The sequence below is a fragment of the Sphingobacterium cellulitidis genome, assembly GCF_043187465.1.
In the GTDB taxonomy this organism is placed as follows: Bacteria; Bacteroidota; Bacteroidia; order Sphingobacteriales; family Sphingobacteriaceae; genus Sphingobacterium; species Sphingobacterium cellulitidis.
Genome location: NZ_CP171136.1, coordinates 2,016,298 through 2,033,697 on the forward strand (window position 1 = coordinate 2,016,298; position 17,400 = coordinate 2,033,697).

Genomic DNA, 17,400 nt, shown 5'->3' on the forward strand with positions numbered 1-17,400 from the left:
TAAAACCGAAATGAGTATTCAAACATTAGAACAGTTCATTTCTGAGCAACAAACGCAATTCCCCCAAGCAAAAGGTGAATTGACAAGACTGTTGCAGGGAATTTCATTAGCTGCAAAAATCGTCCACCGCGAAGTTAATAAGGCTGGACTGGCAGATATCCTTGGTAAACAAGGGAATATGAACGCACAAGGTGAAGAACAACAAAAATTGGATGTCTTCGCTGACCATTATTTCATGGATGCCTTGGAAAGAGTAGGAGAATGCTGCTACCTCGCCTCTGAAGAACATGAAGATGGTCTCGATCTATCGAAGCGTAATAAGTATGCGGTTGGTAAATACATGGTCTATTTTGATCCACTGGATGGTTCCTCAAATATTGATGCCAATGTTTCGGTAGGTACTATCTTTTCAATCTATAAAAGAGTAAGTGCTGGTGGTGAGATGAAGATGCAGGATTTTGAACAAACAGGTAGAATGCAAGTGGCCGCTGGCTATATCATCTACGGCTCTTCAACAATGCTGGTCTATAGTACCGGAAAAGGAGTGAATGGGTTTACATTAGACCCTTCTATTGGCGAGTTTTGCCTCTCTCACCCCAAATTGAAAATCCCTGAAATTGGAAAGACGTACTCCGTAAATGAAAGTAATTACAACCAATTCTCAACCGCAATCAAACATTATCTTCAATTCTGTAAGGAAATAGATAAGGAAACCAATAGACCTTATTCTTCAAGATATATAGGTTCATTGGTCGCTGACTTCCATAGAAATATGATCCAAGGCGGAATATTCTTATATCCAGATACCTATCAATACCCTAATGGGAAGTTAAGGTTGATGTATGAGTGTAATCCTTTGGCCTTTATTGCTGAACAAGCAGGTGGAAAAGCAACAACTGGTGAAAAAGATATCCTTGATATTTGCCCTTCCGAATTACATCAAAGAACGCCTTTAATTATAGGAAGTAAAAATATGGTGGAAAAGGTAGAGCAATTTATTCTGGAATATTCGAGTGTCGAACCAACTTTTGCATAAAATAAAAAGCTGTGGATTCGGAATTTAACTATGTTTGCATTAAAAATACTTTATGAAAATATTAGTTGGCTTCCTGACCCTGTTCTTTTTTCAAATTAGCTTGGGTCAAAATAAATTACCCCAATTCCTTAAGGGACATTGGAAGGTAGATGGATCTAATAATCAGGAACAGTGGGATGTTTTATCTGAGAATAATATGAAGGGATTTGGTTATAAAATTGTCGACAATTTGCCATTGGTTTCTGAATATCTGGATATTCAGGTGAAGAATAATGAACTTGTTCTTACTGCAACGGTCTTAGGACAAAATGCTGGAAAGCCAATTTCATTCAAGTCGGTTAAACAGGATGGTAGCCAACAGGTGAAATTCGTTAATTATGACCATGATTTCCCGCAGGAAATCTCTTATAGCCTTTCAACGGATAATCCGGATCAAATCAATGTGAGGATAGCTGGACAAGGAAAAGAACAATACCTGAAAATGAACCGTCAATCTGCTGAGACTATTAAATCATTTGATGCCAACCTGGCTAAAGAACTAGGAGCTGATGATTATGGTATGAAGTCATTTTATTTTGTTGTCCTAAAAACGGGGACGAATAAAGATGATAATAAAGAATTGATGAATGAAGCCTTTAAAGGGCATATGGAAAACATCAACAGATTAGTCAAAGAAGAAAAGTTAATCGTTGCTGGTCCGTTTGGCAAGAATGCTGATAATTATAGAGGCCTCTTTATTCTTAATAATATCGATAATGAGGCTGATGTAAAAACAATTCTAGAAACTGACCCCGCAATAAAAAGTGCTTATTTATCTTATTCAATTTATAAATGGTATGGTTCAGCAGCTTTGCCGCTTTACTTACCTTTTGTGGATCAAGTCACCAAATCCAAACTTTAATATATTAGTAGTAGAAAGGCTCGAAAGTATTTACTTTCGAGCCTTGTTTTTTTATTTTACTCCCATTTCCTGAATGATAAATTGAGCATTATCAATTTTATCAGCAATCCATAGGACATATCTGATGTCCACCCCAATGGAACGGCTGTAGCTCTCATTCCATGCAAAATCATTGATGGTTGCATCATAAGCACGGTCAAAGTTTACTCCGATTAACTCTCCATAAGCATTCATGATTGGTGATCCAGAGTTACCTCCAGTGGTATCCATATTGTACAATATGTTAACAGGAACATCATTCAAATCCTTATTAAAGTAATTGCCGAAGTTTTTATCCAACCAATTTGTCTTAATAGCTTCAGGATATTCAAATTCTGGTAAACCTGAGTTACCTTTTTCAATTATCCCTTTTACAGTTGTAAAGGGAGCCATATAGTTTGCATCTGCAGGGCTATATCCTTTAATATTTCCAAAAGTCAATCGCAATGTTGAGTTCGCATCCGGAATAAAGCTTTTCGATTGAAACTTCTCCTTTACTGCCATGTAATCTGCCATTAACTTGTTCAGGTTTCCTTCTCTTCTCTTTTGCTCCGCATAAAAGGGTTGCATTTCAGAATCTAATTCCTTTTGAAACTTCATTAGTTCATCGGAATATTTTAAGAAACTGTTTGCATCCTTTAATACTGTGTTTTCGAAATATTCTTGGTTGGAAAGTTTAGAATCCTCAATAATCCGACTTATAAAATCTGAAGCAGCTTGTTCATTATTGAATTTATGTGCAGCTACAAATGGTAAACTGTTTCCATCTTTCAATTGGTAAGCTTGAGCAAACATATTGCTGGCAATACTTTTGTCTACATTGATATTGAAACTTTCATAAAGACCTGCTAACTGCTTCTTAAAGTTGGCAATGTTAGCATTGAACAACTCGGCTTTACGACTACTTGAAAGCTCTTTGTTTAATGCCTCCTGGAAACTATTTGTTAATGAAGCAAATTGTAATGAGCGGATACCAGAATAAATATTATTATACCAAAGTTCCTTTTCTGCATTATTAAATACCTGTTTGTAGTGTTGATCAATATCTTCCATCAAACTTCCATACTTCGATTTTAATTCAGCATCATTTTGAATAAACTTGGCCAATTCTTCATCTTCTTTGATCTTGCTGTTTATCAAATCAATATTACGAAGGCCTTTTAATTTTCCTCTGTAATTTTTCATGACATTGGCATTTCTCTTAATTCGAGTTGCTAGAGCCAATTCTGTCGCCTTATCATCTTTACCTGCTAAAAGCATTTGTTGATTTTGGAAATCATAAAGTTCTGAAGTATAAGGTAATAAATATTGTTGCTGATACTCAATATATTGTGCAGGTCTATGACGGAATGTTCTTCCTGGATAGCCTAAAATAAAGACGAAATCATTTTCCTTTACGCCATTTGGATTTACTTTTAGATGTTTCTTTGGTTTATAAGGAACATTATCTTTCGAATATTTCGCGGATGATCCGTCTTTCGCAACATAGGCTCTTAAGAATGAGAAATCCCCGGTATGTCTTGGCCAAACCCAGTTATCCGTCTCCCCACCAAATTCACCAATATTCTGTCTAGGGACATAAACCAATCGAACATCCTCGATGGTCTTGTATCTAAATAACACATAACTCTTACCAATAAACATTTCAGAAACTTCTGCTTTTATGGTTGGGTCCTGTGCTTCGGCCTCTTTGGCAATTTCCTGACGTTTGTTATTAATGATATCAATTCTTTGGCTTGGGTCAGATACATTTGCAACTGCTTCTAATATCCTTTGTGATACATCCTGGTAAGAATCTGTAATGCGGATATTTAAGCCTTTAGCTTCGATTTCCTGCTCATGTGAATTCGCAACGAAACCATTTTCCAAATAATTGTGCTCCGGAGTGGAAGCCAATTGTACCGCACTAAATGCACAGTGATGGTTTGTAATTATCAATCCGTTGGGAGAAACGAATGACCCTGAACAGCCACTGACTTGTACCAAGGCATCCACTAGTCCAATCTGACCTGGATTATAGATTTCTTTCTCACTAATTTTTAAACCTGCTTTTTTTAAGCCTGCTTTACTGAGCTCACTCAAAGGGAACATCCCTTCATCCGGTATCGCATTGGGAATAAGGATTGTCCCAGTCGTTAGAAAAGCAGCAATAAGTCCTGCTTTGATAAAGTTTAACATAACTATAGATTTTGTTTCATCCCAAAAATACTAAATGTTATGCCAAATGAAATTTATTAATACATATCCTGCCGACATTATTTAACTATTCGATAAATCGTTCCTATATTTGCAAAATTATAATCATCGATTCTTGCAGTTTCCAAGGATGGATTACGCATAATCAACACCATACTATAATAAATATTACAGGTATAATCTTTTAATACTAAAAGTGAAAACCAAAAGAATGAGACAAAAATTCCTTAAAAAACTTGAAGCTTTAAACAGATGGAGAATGCAGAAAATTTCTAATCGAAATTTTCTTATTGTTCTAGCGTTTGTGGTAGGGATTGTGGGTGGATTAGCTGCCGCATTATTGAAAGGATTGACTCATTTTATTGCTGCTAAATTGCAGGATGACCTGGAATGGCACTTTAAGTATTCCTTATACCTGATATTTCCACTTATTGGTATATTCTTAAGTGTACTATATGTTCGAAAATTTATCAAAGGCAAAAAATTAGAACATGGAATTACACCTATTATTTACGCTATTTCCCGACGCTCCTCCCGAATTGACCTCCACAATATTTATACGCAAATTGTAACCAGTGCGATTACCGTCGGATTTGGTGGTTCATCAGGATTGGAAGCTCCAATTGCCTATTCAGGATCTGCAATAGGGTCTAATATTGGTCGCTTTTTCGGATTAAGCTATAAGGAAGTTACCATGCTATTGGCATGTGGGGCTGCAGCAGGTATTTCTGGTGCCTTTAATAGTCCCGTTGCAGGGATGGTTTTTGCCATTGAAATACTGCTTCCCGAATTCTCAATCCCTGTATTTATTCCTTTGTTGATCTCTTCTGCCTTGGCAGCTGTCATTTCTAGGATCTTATATAGTGAACCTCTGTTCCATACCGCCGCAACAGATTGGGAGGTCAGCTCCATTTTCTTCTATATTCTCCTGGCAGTTCTGGTTGGTCTCTACACGATATACTTTTCAAAATTTAGTCAGGTCGTTAAGAATTGGTTCTCAAAAATCAAAAACCCTTATAATAAAGTATGGGTGTCTGGGATCTCCTTGGGAGTGATGATCTTTATCTTTCCGGCTTTATATGGTGAAGGTTATCTGACCATTCAACAAATCCTGGATGGACATTTTAATTCCATCGTCAAGAATTCCCTTTTTTCTGACTATAGGGATATGGCTTGGGTCGTGGTATGTTATACCATATTAACCTTATTCGGAAAATCATTCGCTTCTCTTTTCACTATTAACGGCGGGGGTAATGGGGGGATTTTTGGACCTAGTTTGGTCATGGGGGGATTAATAGGTTTTGCATTTGCTTATGGAATGAATCAAACCGGCTTTGTTCAACTCAATGTTCCTAACTTTGTGATGGCCGGAATGGCTGCAGCTCTTGCAGGCATTATGCATGCTCCATTAACAGGAATATTTCTGATTGCCGAAATAACAGGTGGCTATACCTTAATGGTGCCTTTAATGCTGGTAGCTTCAATCTCTTACCTAATTAATAGAGGTGTAATGAAGTATTCAGTCTATACCAAAGTATTGGCAGAATCTGGGGACTTGCTCTCCTATGAAGATAAAGATCGAACGGTATTGAGTATGATGAAATTGAGATATGTCCTTGAAACCAATTTTGTCGTACTTCGACCTAATGAAACTCCACTAGACCGTCAGACTGATATTGTCCATTCCAAAAGAAATATTTTCCCCATTGTTGATGATAAAGGTAAGTTAATTGGTATCATTTACAGTGAACGCCTATTCTCAATTTTGCTTGGTGAGGAAGAGGGTAGGGAAAAGACCTTTGCCGTATTGGCTCAAAAACCTAATGATATTATCATTGAAACGGAGAAAATGGAATTGGTCATGACTAAAATGAATAAGGAGGATGTATGGATTCTTCCGGTGGTCAATAAAGATGACCAATATCTAGGCTTTATTTCCAAATCTTCAGTATTCAATAAGTATCGTAGTCTATTGATTCGACAGGGACAATACTTGGAGTAATTATTCCTCAAAATCCCTTAATTTCCTCGTAAATCCCCTTAAAACCAGACATAAAAACGCTGTTTGACTTCGTTTTATGCAATTGGTTTAATTTTAATTTTTTAAAATTTCAGTGTTTTTTTCATTTCTTTTCTGACTTATGAATCTTTGTAAACCAGTGTTTTAACACTTAAATGTCCTTAAATTAACAATTTGTTAACTAAAGTATAATATGTTAACAAATGTTAAACGGTACAATAATTGTTAAATGATACGTTAATAAGATGGAAGTGTAATAAAAATATTACGAAGACAAAAGATTAAAATCGGAAAAATACTGTGAAGAAAACAAAATTATCAATTTTAAAAGCAACATTATTATTAATCGGATCAGTCAGTATAATGACTAGCTGTTCTGAGAGTAAATCAAAAGAGAAAGAAAATATCGTTAAACCCATGGCATTGCCAGTGTATACAGTTGAAAGATCTGATGCTGTTACGGTTAAAGATTACCTTGGTACCATTGAAGGGAAGGTGAATGTGGAAGTACGTCCTCAGGTTGAGGGATTGCTACAGGAGATTTATGTGGATGAGGGGGCTTATGTTCGTAAAGGACAGAAACTCTTTAAAATAGATCCTTCTTTCTACCAAGAAGATTTAAATAATATGTATGCTGCGGAGAAAGTAGCACAAGCAAAATTAAAAAATGCAAAATTAGAAGTTGATCGTTTGAAGCCTTTGGTTGAAAATGATGTAATTTCTGATGTAAGGTTAGCTTCTGCCGAATCGGATTATCAAGTAGCTAAAGCCGGATTGGATCAAGCAGCAGCGGAAGTTCGCTCGGCACAATTAAGCAGAAATTTTACAACCATTACTGCTCCAGTAAATGGTTATATAGGTAGAATCCCTAAACGTATCGGTAACTTGATTACTAAGGGCGATAAAGAACCATTGACGAATCTTTCAGATATTCAAGAGGTTTATATTTACTTCGCCATGAACGAATCTGATTTCTTGTACTTCTCAAAAGCGCAAGCTAAAGCAGATAGTGTTGAAGGTCGCAAATATGATAAATTAAAGCGATTGACCTTTCCTGAAGTTACGCTGATGATGGCCGATGGTGAAGAGTACTCTTCCAAAGGGGTGGTCGATGCGGTAAATGGTCAGGTGGATAGAACAACAGGTTCGATATCCTTGAGAGCAACATTCCCGAATCCAAATAATATTCTACGTTCTGGTAGTACCGGTACCTTGAAAATTGCAGAGGTTAAAAAAGATGCCCTTCAGATTCCGCAAGTGGCAACAAACGAACTGCAAGATAAAACATTCGTATTCGTGGTTGATAAAAACAACCAGGCGCAACGTCGAAATATTAAGTTGAACGGAAAAACTAAAGATAATTACATCGTGTCCGAAGGATTACAAGAAGGTGACCGTGTAATTACAAGTGGATTTGAAGAACTGACTGACGGTTCTGCAATCATGCCTATACCTCAAAAAAAATAATAGACTATTTAAATTTTTAAGCTGATTCTAACATTTCCTTGAGTAATTAAGGAAATGATTAGAATAGCTCAATCCTAACATTTCTATATGCTTAAAACATTCGTAACGCGTCCCGTTTTAGCTACCGTTGTATCGATTATATTGGTGATTCTGGGTTTAGTAGGGCTGAAATTACTCCCTGTATCCCGTTTCCCTGAAATTGCGCCACCTAGTGTAGTTGTATCCTTAAGTTATCCAGGTGCTACCGCAGAAACTGTCGCAAGCTCCGTATTATTGCCTATCGAAGAGGCAATCAATGGAGTGGAGAATATGACTTATATCCGATCAACAGCTTCTAACTCTGGGTCAGGTTCTGTAACCGTATTTTTTAAAACTGGAACAAATCCCGATGTGGCTTCTGTAAACGTTCAGACCAGGATTTCCAAAGCAATATCTTCTATCCCAGCGGAAGTAAATGAAGCTGGTATTACCACAATGCCGCGGCAGAGTGGGGTAATCATGACCATCAATATCTTCTCTAATCAGAAGGATTCGGTCTATGATGAAACATTCCTACAGGCATTTGCCCAAATTAACTTGATGCGACCATTGCTTCGTGTGGATGGGGTAGCCCAGGTTTCTAGATTGGGGGCAAGGGATTATGCTATGCGGGTATGGTTAAATCCAGAAAAACTCGCCCTCTATAATTTGGTGCCAAAGGATATCTCCGATGCCATCAAGGATCAAAACTTTGAAATTGCTCCCGGTAAATTTGGAGAAACTTCTGATGAAGCCTTTGAAACCGTAATTAAACATAAAGGTCGATTTAGTCAACCTGAAGAATTTCAAAATATTGTTATTAAAACCAATAACGATGGGTCTGTCTTATATCTAAAGGATGTCGCAAGGGTTGAGTTTGGCGCGACCAACTTAAACTCGGATAATAAAGTAGATGGTAAGCCTGGACTAACCCTGAACTTAACGCAAACCAGTGGGTCCAATGCCCATGATATTGATGTAGATGTTCGAAAAGTTCTCGAAGAACAAAAGAAATATTTCCCAAAGGGAATTGATTATGATATCACTTATTCCGTTCGGGATCAAATTGATCAGTCTATTGATCAGGTAAAGCATACCTTGTTTGAGGCATTTATTTTGGTATTTATCATTGTTTTTATCTTCTTGCAAGATTTTAGATCAACTTTGATTCCTGCCATTGCCATTCCGGTCTCCCTAATTGGTACTTTCTTTTTCTTGCAGCTCTTCGGCTTCTCGCTGAATGTACTGACCATGTTTGCCCTCGTACTGGCTATTGGTATTGTGGTCGATGATGCCATTGTCGTCGTCGAGGCCATTCACCATAAAATGCATGCTACAGGACAAAAACCTAAGCAAGCAACTCTATCTACCATGTCTGAGATTACAGGAGCAATCCTTTCAATTACAATGGTGATGGCTGCCGTATTCTTGCCAGTTGGGTTTATGGAAGGTCCCGCCGGTATATTCTATCGACAGTTTGCTTATACCTTGGCAACCGCCATTCTAATTTCTGCATTGAACGCCTTGACACTGAGTCCTGCATTATGTGCATTGTTACTCAAAGCGCCACAAGATGAGAAGGAAATTGGTAAAAAGAAAAATAAATTCAACACCTATAAGGACAAGTTCTTTACCGCCTTTAACACCTCATTTGACAGGTTTACAGATAAATATATTATCGGCGTAAGGCAGTTGATCAAAAACAAAAAAATCGCTTGGGCAGGCTTAGCTGTTATTACAGCGATTGGAGCATTCCTGATGATGAAGTCTCCAAAATCTTTTATCCCAACTGAGGATGATGGTTTTGTGACCTTTAATATTGCAATGCCTCCAGGTGCTTCATTATCTCGTACTACCGAGGTCTTGAAAAAAGCAGATAGTATCTTAAGAAGACATAAAGATATCGAAGGGATGACCTCAGTATCGGGTTATAATGCCTTAGATGCTAGTGCCAGTCCTGCCTTTGCTGCGGGGTATATCACCCTGGTACCGCACGCTGACCGTAAGGATATCAAGAATATCCAAGACTTTATGGATACCGTGAGAAATGACCTTTCTCAATTGCATGAAGCCAAATTTACGGTATTCCCTAGACCAACCGTACAAGGTTTCGGTGATTTTGCAGGGATAGAATTGGTGCTTCAGGATAGGTTGGGTGGTGATATTCGGGACTTTAATGTGTTAGCGGATACTTTCATCAACCAAATTAATGAACTGCCAGAAATTGGTAATGCTTATACCAGTTTTAAATCTACATTCCCTCAATATGAGGTCAATATTGATGTGGTTAAGGCTAAAGCTTTAGGAGTAAGTATTAATAGCATGATGTCTACGATCAGGCTTTACTTCGCAAGGGTTCAAGCCTCCGATTTTAGCCGATTTGGTAGACAATATAGGGTATATGTACAGTCTGATTTTGACTTCCGTACCGACCCCGAATCCTTTAGCTCGATTTTCGTTCGTAATGATAAAGGAAAAATGGTGCCTATCAATACCATCGTGACCTTGAAGAAAATCGTTGGTCCGGAAACTATTACCAGATACAATTTATATAATGCTATTGTAGTCAATGCTGAACCTGCAAAAGGCTACAGTACTGGGGATGCAATGGCAGCAATTGAAAAGTTCTCGGAGGAAAAACTTCCTGGAAATATTGGATACGAATGGACCGGTATGAGTTTGGAGGAAAGCCAATCGGGCTCACAAACCGTTCTGATTTTTGCACTTAGTATTTTGTTTGTGTACTTCTTGTTAGCAGCGCAATATGAAAGTTATATTCTTCCATGGGCAGTATTATTATCTATCCCGGTTGGATTGATCGGAGTATATGCAACAATTGGATTAGCAGGTCTACAGAATAACATTTATGTCCAGGTCGGATTGATCATGTTGATTGGTCTACTCGCCAAGAATGCCATACTAATCGTAGAGTTTGCGGTTCAAGAAAGAGACAAAGGAATGAGTATCGTGGATGCAGCAATCAATGGCGCAAGGCTGAGGTTGAGACCTATTTTGATGACGAGTTTGGCCTTTGTGGCAGGTTTGATCCCATTGATGTGGACCGTAGGACCTTCAGCAATTGGTAACCATTCAATCAGTTTTAGTGCTGCTGGTGGTATGTTATTCGGTGTAACCTTTGGTATTTTCATTATTCCAGTTCTATTTGTTGTTTTCAAATCTCTGGATGAAAAGGTTCGCAATAAAATTAAAACAGAAGAAGAAGAATAGAAGATCAATGAAGAATAAAAATATATTAAAAGTTTTAATCGGTTGTCTTTGTGCTGCGTTGTTTATGGTGCAAGGCTGTAAGGTGGGGCAGAAGTACCAACAACCGGAACTAAACTTACCTGAAAAATTCAGGGGGGATACTTTGGCGTATTTTGGAGATACCTCCAGTATCAGTCAGATTTCATGGAAGGAATTTTTCCATGACCCTACCTTAAAAGACTTGATTGATTCTGCATTGTCCAATAACTATGATATGCAAACGGCATTGAAAAACATAGAAATTGCCAATAAATGGATGCGTCAAAACAGATTCAACTATTTACCAGAGGTAGATGCAACCATTGCTAGTGCGAATAAGCAATATCGTTCTAAGAACTTTGGTTCTGGACCATCAACGCGATGGTACGAATTCAATGGAAAGAAAGCTCCGGAGAATATGTACACCTATACCTCACAGTTTGGCACTGAAATAGGCTTTAGCTGGGAAATTGATATCTGGGGTAAAATCAGCAATGCGAAAGATCAATTGACTGCGGAGTATTTAAATACCCAGGAAGCGAAGAATGCCATTCAAACTAATCTTATATCGAGTGTAGCCAAAGGATATTTCAACCTGTTGATGTTGGATGCCAAGATCGAGGTAGCGAAACGAAATGTAAAATTGAATGACAGCACCTTACAGATGATCAAATTGCAATATGAAGCTGGTGACATTACAGCCTTAGCGATACAGCAAACGGAGTCCCAGCGTCTGATCGCAGCTTCATTGGTGCCTGAATTGGAAAAGGAAATTGTCTTGCAAGAAAATGCCTTACGCATATTAGCCGGAGAGATGCCGGATTCGGTTTCCAGAGGAACTAGTTTTGAACACCTATTTGCTGAAAATAAAGATATCTCTTTGGGATCTCCATTAGATATTATTAGAAATCGTCCTGATGTCAGAGGTGCTGAATTGGGATTGATTGCTGCAAATGCCAATGCAAATATTCAGCAAGCCATGAGATATCCAGCTTTATCATTGGAAGGCGTCTTCGGCGTGAACTCCAGTCTTCCTAAAAATTGGTTTTCAATTCCTGGATCTTTACTGGGTGGAATTGGGGGTAGCTTGACTGCACCGATTTTCAAAAATAGAAAGTTGAAAACCGAATGGGAAGTGGCAAAATTAGAAAGAGATAAGGCCGAAATTGATTTTCAAAAAACAGTTTTGGAAGCGGTTTCTGAAGTTTCAGATGCCGTAGTGACCGTAGAAAAATTAAGAGAACAGCTTGAATTCGCACGATTAAGAGTTGAGAATTCAGAAAAAGCCGTTAAAAATGCTGGATTGCTTTTTAAAGGTGGGTATGCAACTTACCTAGAGGTAATCACCGCTCAGGGGAATGCCCTTGATTCGGATCTAGCATTGGTTGAACTTCGTCAAGAACATTTAGAATCTTATGTTGACTTATACCGCTCCTTAGGAGGGGGATGGAGATAATTCAATCACAATAACAAGCTTCACAGTATCATTATGATACATTTCCATCGTTCTAAGCTTTTGATAATAAGCTGATGAACACAAAGAATGGGTTGGGTTTCCTGGAAATTCCAACCCATTTGCTTTTTCGTTATCCATATCCGCCAATTCAATGATTTTCAAGGCTAATATTCAGTTCTAAAACCTATCTTTGCCCAACCAAACGGCAATTCAATTGCTAGAAAAACATTATTAACAATTTACCTAAGTATTTTTCTGATGGAAAAGTATTTCTACTTCCTAGTATTAGCGCTTATTACGGAGATCATTGGTACGGTTTCAGGTTTTGGATCTTCTATTCTATTTGTCCCGACGGCTTCCTTATTTTTTGACTTCAAAGCTGTGTTAGGAATTACCGCGGTGTTTCATGTCTTTAGTAATATCTCGAAGATTACCTTATTCCGTAAAGGAATCAATAAAGATATCGCGCTGAAATTAGGTATCCCTGCAGTTCTATTTGTCATCATTGGAGCCATGTTGACCAAATTTGTTCCTGTTAAGGAAATGGAACTAGGCATGAACATCCTAATTGCCTGCCTGGCTATTTTCTTATTGTTCCGATTTGATAAACCGCTACAGCAATCCAATAAAAACTTATACTTAGGTGGAGTAATTTCAGGCTTTTTTGCAGGGCTCGTGGGCACGGGTGGGGCCATTCGGGGAATTACTCTAGCTGCTTTTAATTTGCCTAAGGATATATTTATCGCAACCTCCGCATTGATTGACTTGGGCGTGGACTTCAGTCGTGCGGTGGTCTATGTTGCCCAAGGTTATTTCCCTTCTGAATATATCAAACTTATTCCTTTTTTGATTCTGGTTAGTATTTTAGGAAGTTATCTTGGTAAGGTAATCCTCAAGTATACCTCAGAAAGAGTTTTCAAATACATCGTATTGGCTGTCGTGATATTGACTTCAATTTTTCAGTTAATCAATTACTTTACGAAATCAACAGGAGCTTAATATCTTAAATTAGGTCTATTTGTAAAAGGTGAGAATGACCAAGGAATGGAGGCTAGGATCATCAAACTGATCCAAATATATCTCTTCCATAAATAGGTGAACCCATTACTTCCTACTTTCTTCTTTACCAGCAGACTCACGATATTAATCATCATGACTGCTAGAGTCATCATGGTCATATGTTCCAAGCCAAAGAAACGAACCTCTCGGGTTTTGATACCAATTGAAATATCGTTCCAAAAGGCTGTGACCAGTGGACTGTTGAGATATAATACCCAGCCTATAAAGAATTGAATATCATAGATAATGGTCAATCCAATCAATATTTGATAATCCTTGCTGCTAAAAACCTTATTCTTTCGGTGATTGATAAATATCCAAACTATTTGAAATACTAGTGCAAATAATACAAGCCAACGGAAATAGGAGTGAAGGATTAAAAGATAATGGTACACCGATAATGAATATATAAAATGATGCTAAAATTACATACGAATAATTAAATTCGTATCGTTTTTACTTTAGAAAAATCTATTATATGAAGAAATTGACTTTAATATTAGGAATCAGCCTTGCTGTGTTCTTATCCGGATTACAATTTGAAAGTTATGCCCAGACAAAAAAAGTGAATCCTGAATTAGACTCCCTGGCTAAGCCTTATCATCCTGAAGCCGATGCCCAAAGAGACATTGACAGTTTAGTTGTATTAGCAAAGAAAGAAAATAAAAATATCATTATTCAAGCGGGAGGAAACTGGTGTATTTGGTGTTTAAGATTTAATAATTTTATTCATCAGAACAAGACAATTGATGAATTATTGAATCAAAATTTTGTTTACTATCATTTGAATTTTTCTCCAGAAAATAAGAATGAAGCAGTTTTTAATAAATATGCACCAGGCAAGGGAAATGAATATGGTTATCCATTTTTCATTGTCATGGATAGTAATGAAAAAGTCTTGACAACTAGAGAAAGCGGCAACTTAGAAGCTGGAAAAGGTTATGATGAAACTAAGGTACTCGACTTCTTTAAGGAATGGCTACCTAAAAAATAATAAGAAGAGCTATAATTTAAAATTATAGCTCTTTACTTTTTGCTTAATTGGAAGCAACTATAACAATATTCATAGCTTAAAAAAATAGCTTAGAATATAGCCTATCTAAATAGTTGTTATATGGTTTTTTAAATTAGTGGCTTAAGATTGTTGTTTTGATAATATTCAATTTTATATTGGAACATCTCTGCCATTCGAGCTCCTTGCCATTTTGCGCGTTCTGCCTTTTCTCCAGCAAATAAGTTATCCACTGTTCTAGAAAATAAAGCCAACCATTGGTCAAAATGACGCTTCTCTACTGGAAGTTTTGCATGGGGTGGAAATGGACTACCATAATAAGTATGCTCCTCCAATAAAACCGTTTGCCAAAATCTATACATCTTTTCCAGATGCTCAGCCCAACGGTCTTGAATAATACCATTGAATATAGGCCCTAATAATTCATCCTCACGAATATATCCGTAAAATTCATTTACTACCGCCTTTATATCATCCATATTCTGGATGTCACGTTTTTGATTTTCCATTACTTTTACTTTTCCTTCTCTAAACTTTTCGAGTTCAATCTACCTGATTAAAATACTCTCTCCAGATATTAAGCCTACTGCCAATTGGTACACTGTTGTACTTTCCAGCATATCTTTTAAATCTGTTCTTATTTTCACAAAGCTATTGTGCATTGGACATGGCTTTAAGGCATTACATTCTTTTAAACCTAGTCCACAACCCATAAATATTTCATCACCATCCACCGCCTTGACTATTTGCGATAGGGTAGTTTGATGGATTTGATCATGGTCCATTTCGAATCCCCCAAAAGGTCCTTTAATTGAATGTAGGACATTATGTTTCGTTAATAAACCCAATACCTTCGCCGTAAATGCCTCTGGCGTTCCCGTATGCTCGGATACCTCCGTAATTTTTACGCGGTTCCCCTCCAATGATTGGGTGGCAATGTAAATGATCGCTTTTATTCCGTGTTCACAGGCTTTTGAAAACATATTTTATTTCTATGAATCAAAGATAAGGAGTATTTTTCATTTAAGAGTGTTTTGTCTTAAATAAGAATGTCATTTTATTATGATTCTTGGTTTTTGGACAATTCGCTCTTTGCGAGTTATTTGTAATTATCCTGATTATTTGTTTAATTAGTTTCTAATAACCATTTAATTAAAACATCGAATTCCTAACTAAAGGGATTTTCATCTTTCAGAAATAGCTGATTCAGCAGCAAAATTTATGTACAATGATAATAGATAATAAAGTCGATCAATCTTCGGATCAATATTTTGATGCCATTGTCATTGGTTCAGGGATTTCTGGGGGTTGGGCAGCAAAGGAACTCTGTGAAGGAAATTTAAAGACTCTTCTTTTGGAACGCGGCAGGAATGTCAAGCATATTGTTGATTATCCTACCGCGAATATGGACCCTTGGGAATTCCCGCATGCTGGAGGTCTCAGTAAAGCATTTCGTAAAGAAAATCCAATTGCAAGTAGGGCTGCTGGAATAGGAGAGAGCAATAAACACTTCTTTACCAAGGATAAGGATCAAGAATATATACAAGAGAAACCATTCGATTGGATTCGAGGTTATCAGGTTGGCGGGAAGTCGCTCATTTGGGGCAGGGCTTGCCAACGTTGGAGCCATTTTGAATTTACTGCCCCTGAAAGATTGAATTATGGCATGAACTGGCCAATTGGTTACGATGATGTTGCCGATTGGTACACACATGTCGAAAAATATATTGGCGTCTGTGGAACGCAGGATCATCTGGAGTCCATGCCCGATGGCGAATTTCTCCCCCCATTTGATTTTAATAAAGTTGAACTTCATATTCGTGATTCCATTCTAAATCACTATAAAAACAGATATCTCGTTCATGCGCGCTGGGCTCATTTAACTGAAGCCAAGGATATCCATAAACAACAAGGTCGAGTAAATTGTCAAGCTAGAAATGCCTGTATGAGTGGTTGCCCTTTTGGAGGTTATTTTAGCTCGGTTTCATCAACCATTCCTTGGGCAGAAAAGACTGGAAACCTGACACTCAAACCCAACAGTTTGGTCAAAGTAATTCTTTACGATGAAAAGCTAGGTAGGGCCAGTGGAGTACGCGTATTGAATACGGAAACTAATGAAGAGACTACTTATTATTCCAAGATAATATTTTTAAATGCTTCAACCTTAAATTCGAACCTCATTCTTCTAAATTCTAAGTCACAACGCTTTCCGCATGGATTGGGAAATGACCATGGACTATTGGGGAAATATATTGGTTTTCATAATTATAGAGGCTCAGTTTCTGCGGATGTTCCCGGCTTTTTGGAGGATTATTATTTCGGTAGAAATCCTTCAGAAAATATTCTAGCCAATTATGTGAACCTAGGAAAACAGGATCGTCCTTTCGTAGGCGGCTATACAACCTTTCTTGCGGCAAGACGACATCGAGGTAGGGTTGATAAGAATCTCCCTGAAGTGGGAGCTGCTTTCAAGGATAATCTAAGTGAAGTTGGACCATGGTATGTGTATATGTATATGCAAGGTGAAACGATTATGAAAGCCTCCAATCAAGTGAGTTTATCAGCTACTGAAAAAGATAAGTACGGAATGCCCCAACTGATTACATCCGTGGATTATGATGACAATGATGAAAAAATGTTGGCGGATTTTCTCACTCAAAGTGCAGAAATGCTTAAGGTAGCAGGCTGTCAGAATATTAATGTACATGACAACAAAATCGCCCCTGGATTAGATATCCACGAGATGGGAGGAGTGAGAATGGGTACTGATCCTACAAATTCCATGTTGAACAAATGGAATCAATTGCATTTATGTCCCAATGTATTTGTAACCGACGGTGCTTGTATGACAAGTACCGGAAACCAAAGCCCCTCAATCCTGTATATGGCATTAACCGCCAGAGCCTGTCATTACGCAATGGAAGAAATAAAAAAAGGTAATTTATAGTAT

Annotated in this window: 13 protein-coding genes; 9 read left to right on the forward strand and 4 right to left on the reverse strand. The window is 37.6% G+C overall.

Annotation, left to right across the window (positions count from 1 at the left end; all coding sequences use genetic code 11):
- The first annotated feature begins 10 nt into the window (after positions 1 to 10).
- Together fbp and ACF3OC_RS08880 are read left to right on the forward strand one after the other, a co-directional pair.
- The gene (fbp, locus tag ACF3OC_RS08875) at positions 11 to 1,036 is read left to right on the forward strand and encodes a class 1 fructose-bisphosphatase (protein WP_094282574.1); all 1,026 of its coding nucleotides are present in this window, start codon (positions 11 to 13) and stop codon (positions 1,034 to 1,036) included.
- A gap of 52 nt (positions 1,037 to 1,088) precedes the next feature.
- Positions 1,089 to 1,937, forward strand: coding sequence for a DUF6265 family protein (locus ACF3OC_RS08880; RefSeq protein ID WP_218824027.1), 849 nt, complete (start codon positions 1,089 to 1,091; stop codon positions 1,935 to 1,937).
- A gap of 51 nt (positions 1,938 to 1,988) precedes the next feature.
- Here ACF3OC_RS08880 and ACF3OC_RS08885 read toward each other — a convergent pair whose 3' ends face one another.
- Entirely contained in the window at positions 1,989 to 4,154 is a 2,166-nt protein-coding gene (locus ACF3OC_RS08885; RefSeq protein ID WP_094282575.1) for a S46 family peptidase, read from the reverse strand.
- Positions 4,155 to 4,431: 277 nt separating this feature from the next.
- On the opposite strand from ACF3OC_RS08885, the gene ACF3OC_RS08890 reads away from it, so the two are divergent.
- The 5 genes from ACF3OC_RS08890 to ACF3OC_RS08910 all read left to right on the forward strand — a co-directional run bounded on the left by ACF3OC_RS08890 (position 4,432) and on the right by ACF3OC_RS08910 (position 13,378).
- Entirely contained in the window at positions 4,432 to 6,174 is a 1,743-nt protein-coding gene (locus ACF3OC_RS08890; protein WP_229678331.1) for a chloride channel protein, read from the forward strand.
- Between the two features lie 318 nt (positions 6,175 to 6,492).
- Positions 6,493 to 7,659, forward strand: a complete 1,167-nt coding sequence (locus ACF3OC_RS08895) for an efflux RND transporter periplasmic adaptor subunit (protein ID WP_392471471.1) — start codon at positions 6,493 to 6,495, stop codon at positions 7,657 to 7,659.
- A gap of 87 nt (positions 7,660 to 7,746) precedes the next feature.
- Positions 7,747 to 10,905 (forward strand): efflux RND transporter permease subunit, encoded by a 3,159-nt coding sequence (locus tag ACF3OC_RS08900; protein WP_094282576.1) that lies wholly within the window; start codon positions 7,747 to 7,749, stop codon positions 10,903 to 10,905.
- A 7-nt stretch (positions 10,906 to 10,912) separates the two neighbouring features.
- Positions 10,913 to 12,379: an efflux transporter outer membrane subunit gene (locus ACF3OC_RS08905; protein WP_094282589.1), complete on the forward strand. Its 1,467-nt coding sequence runs from the start codon at positions 10,913 to 10,915 to the stop codon at positions 12,377 to 12,379.
- A gap of 258 nt (positions 12,380 to 12,637) precedes the next feature.
- On the forward strand, positions 12,638 to 13,378 hold the full coding sequence (locus ACF3OC_RS08910) for a sulfite exporter TauE/SafE family protein (protein ID WP_218824029.1): 741 nt from the start codon (positions 12,638 to 12,640) through the stop codon (positions 13,376 to 13,378).
- Here ACF3OC_RS08910 and ACF3OC_RS08915 read toward each other — a convergent pair.
- Positions 13,375 to 13,833, reverse strand: coding sequence for a hypothetical protein (locus ACF3OC_RS08915; RefSeq protein WP_094282579.1), 459 nt, complete (start codon positions 13,831 to 13,833; stop codon positions 13,375 to 13,377). The two genes, ACF3OC_RS08910 and ACF3OC_RS08915, sit on opposite strands and share 4 nt — an antisense overlap.
- Before the next feature lie 83 nt (positions 13,834 to 13,916).
- Between ACF3OC_RS08915 and ACF3OC_RS08920 the strand changes: the two genes are divergently transcribed.
- On the forward strand, positions 13,917 to 14,432 hold the full coding sequence (locus tag ACF3OC_RS08920) for a thioredoxin family protein (protein WP_094282580.1): 516 nt from the start codon (positions 13,917 to 13,919) through the stop codon (positions 14,430 to 14,432).
- Between the two features lie 128 nt (positions 14,433 to 14,560).
- On the opposite strand, the gene ACF3OC_RS08925 is transcribed toward ACF3OC_RS08920, so the two are convergent.
- Positions 14,561 to 14,959, reverse strand: a complete 399-nt coding sequence (locus ACF3OC_RS08925) for a group III truncated hemoglobin (protein WP_094282581.1) — start codon at positions 14,957 to 14,959, stop codon at positions 14,561 to 14,563.
- Between the two features lie 39 nt (positions 14,960 to 14,998).
- Positions 14,999 to 15,433, reverse strand: a complete 435-nt coding sequence (locus ACF3OC_RS08930; RefSeq protein WP_094258028.1) for an Rrf2 family transcriptional regulator — start codon at positions 15,431 to 15,433, stop codon at positions 14,999 to 15,001.
- A 245-nt stretch (positions 15,434 to 15,678) separates the two neighbouring features.
- Here ACF3OC_RS08930 and ACF3OC_RS08935 point away from each other — a divergent pair, with 245 nt between their 5' ends.
- A complete protein-coding gene (locus ACF3OC_RS08935) occupies positions 15,679 to 17,397 on the forward strand; it encodes a GMC oxidoreductase (RefSeq protein WP_094282582.1) in 1,719 nt (572 codons plus the stop codon).
- Positions 17,398 to 17,400 lie beyond the last annotated feature (3 nt).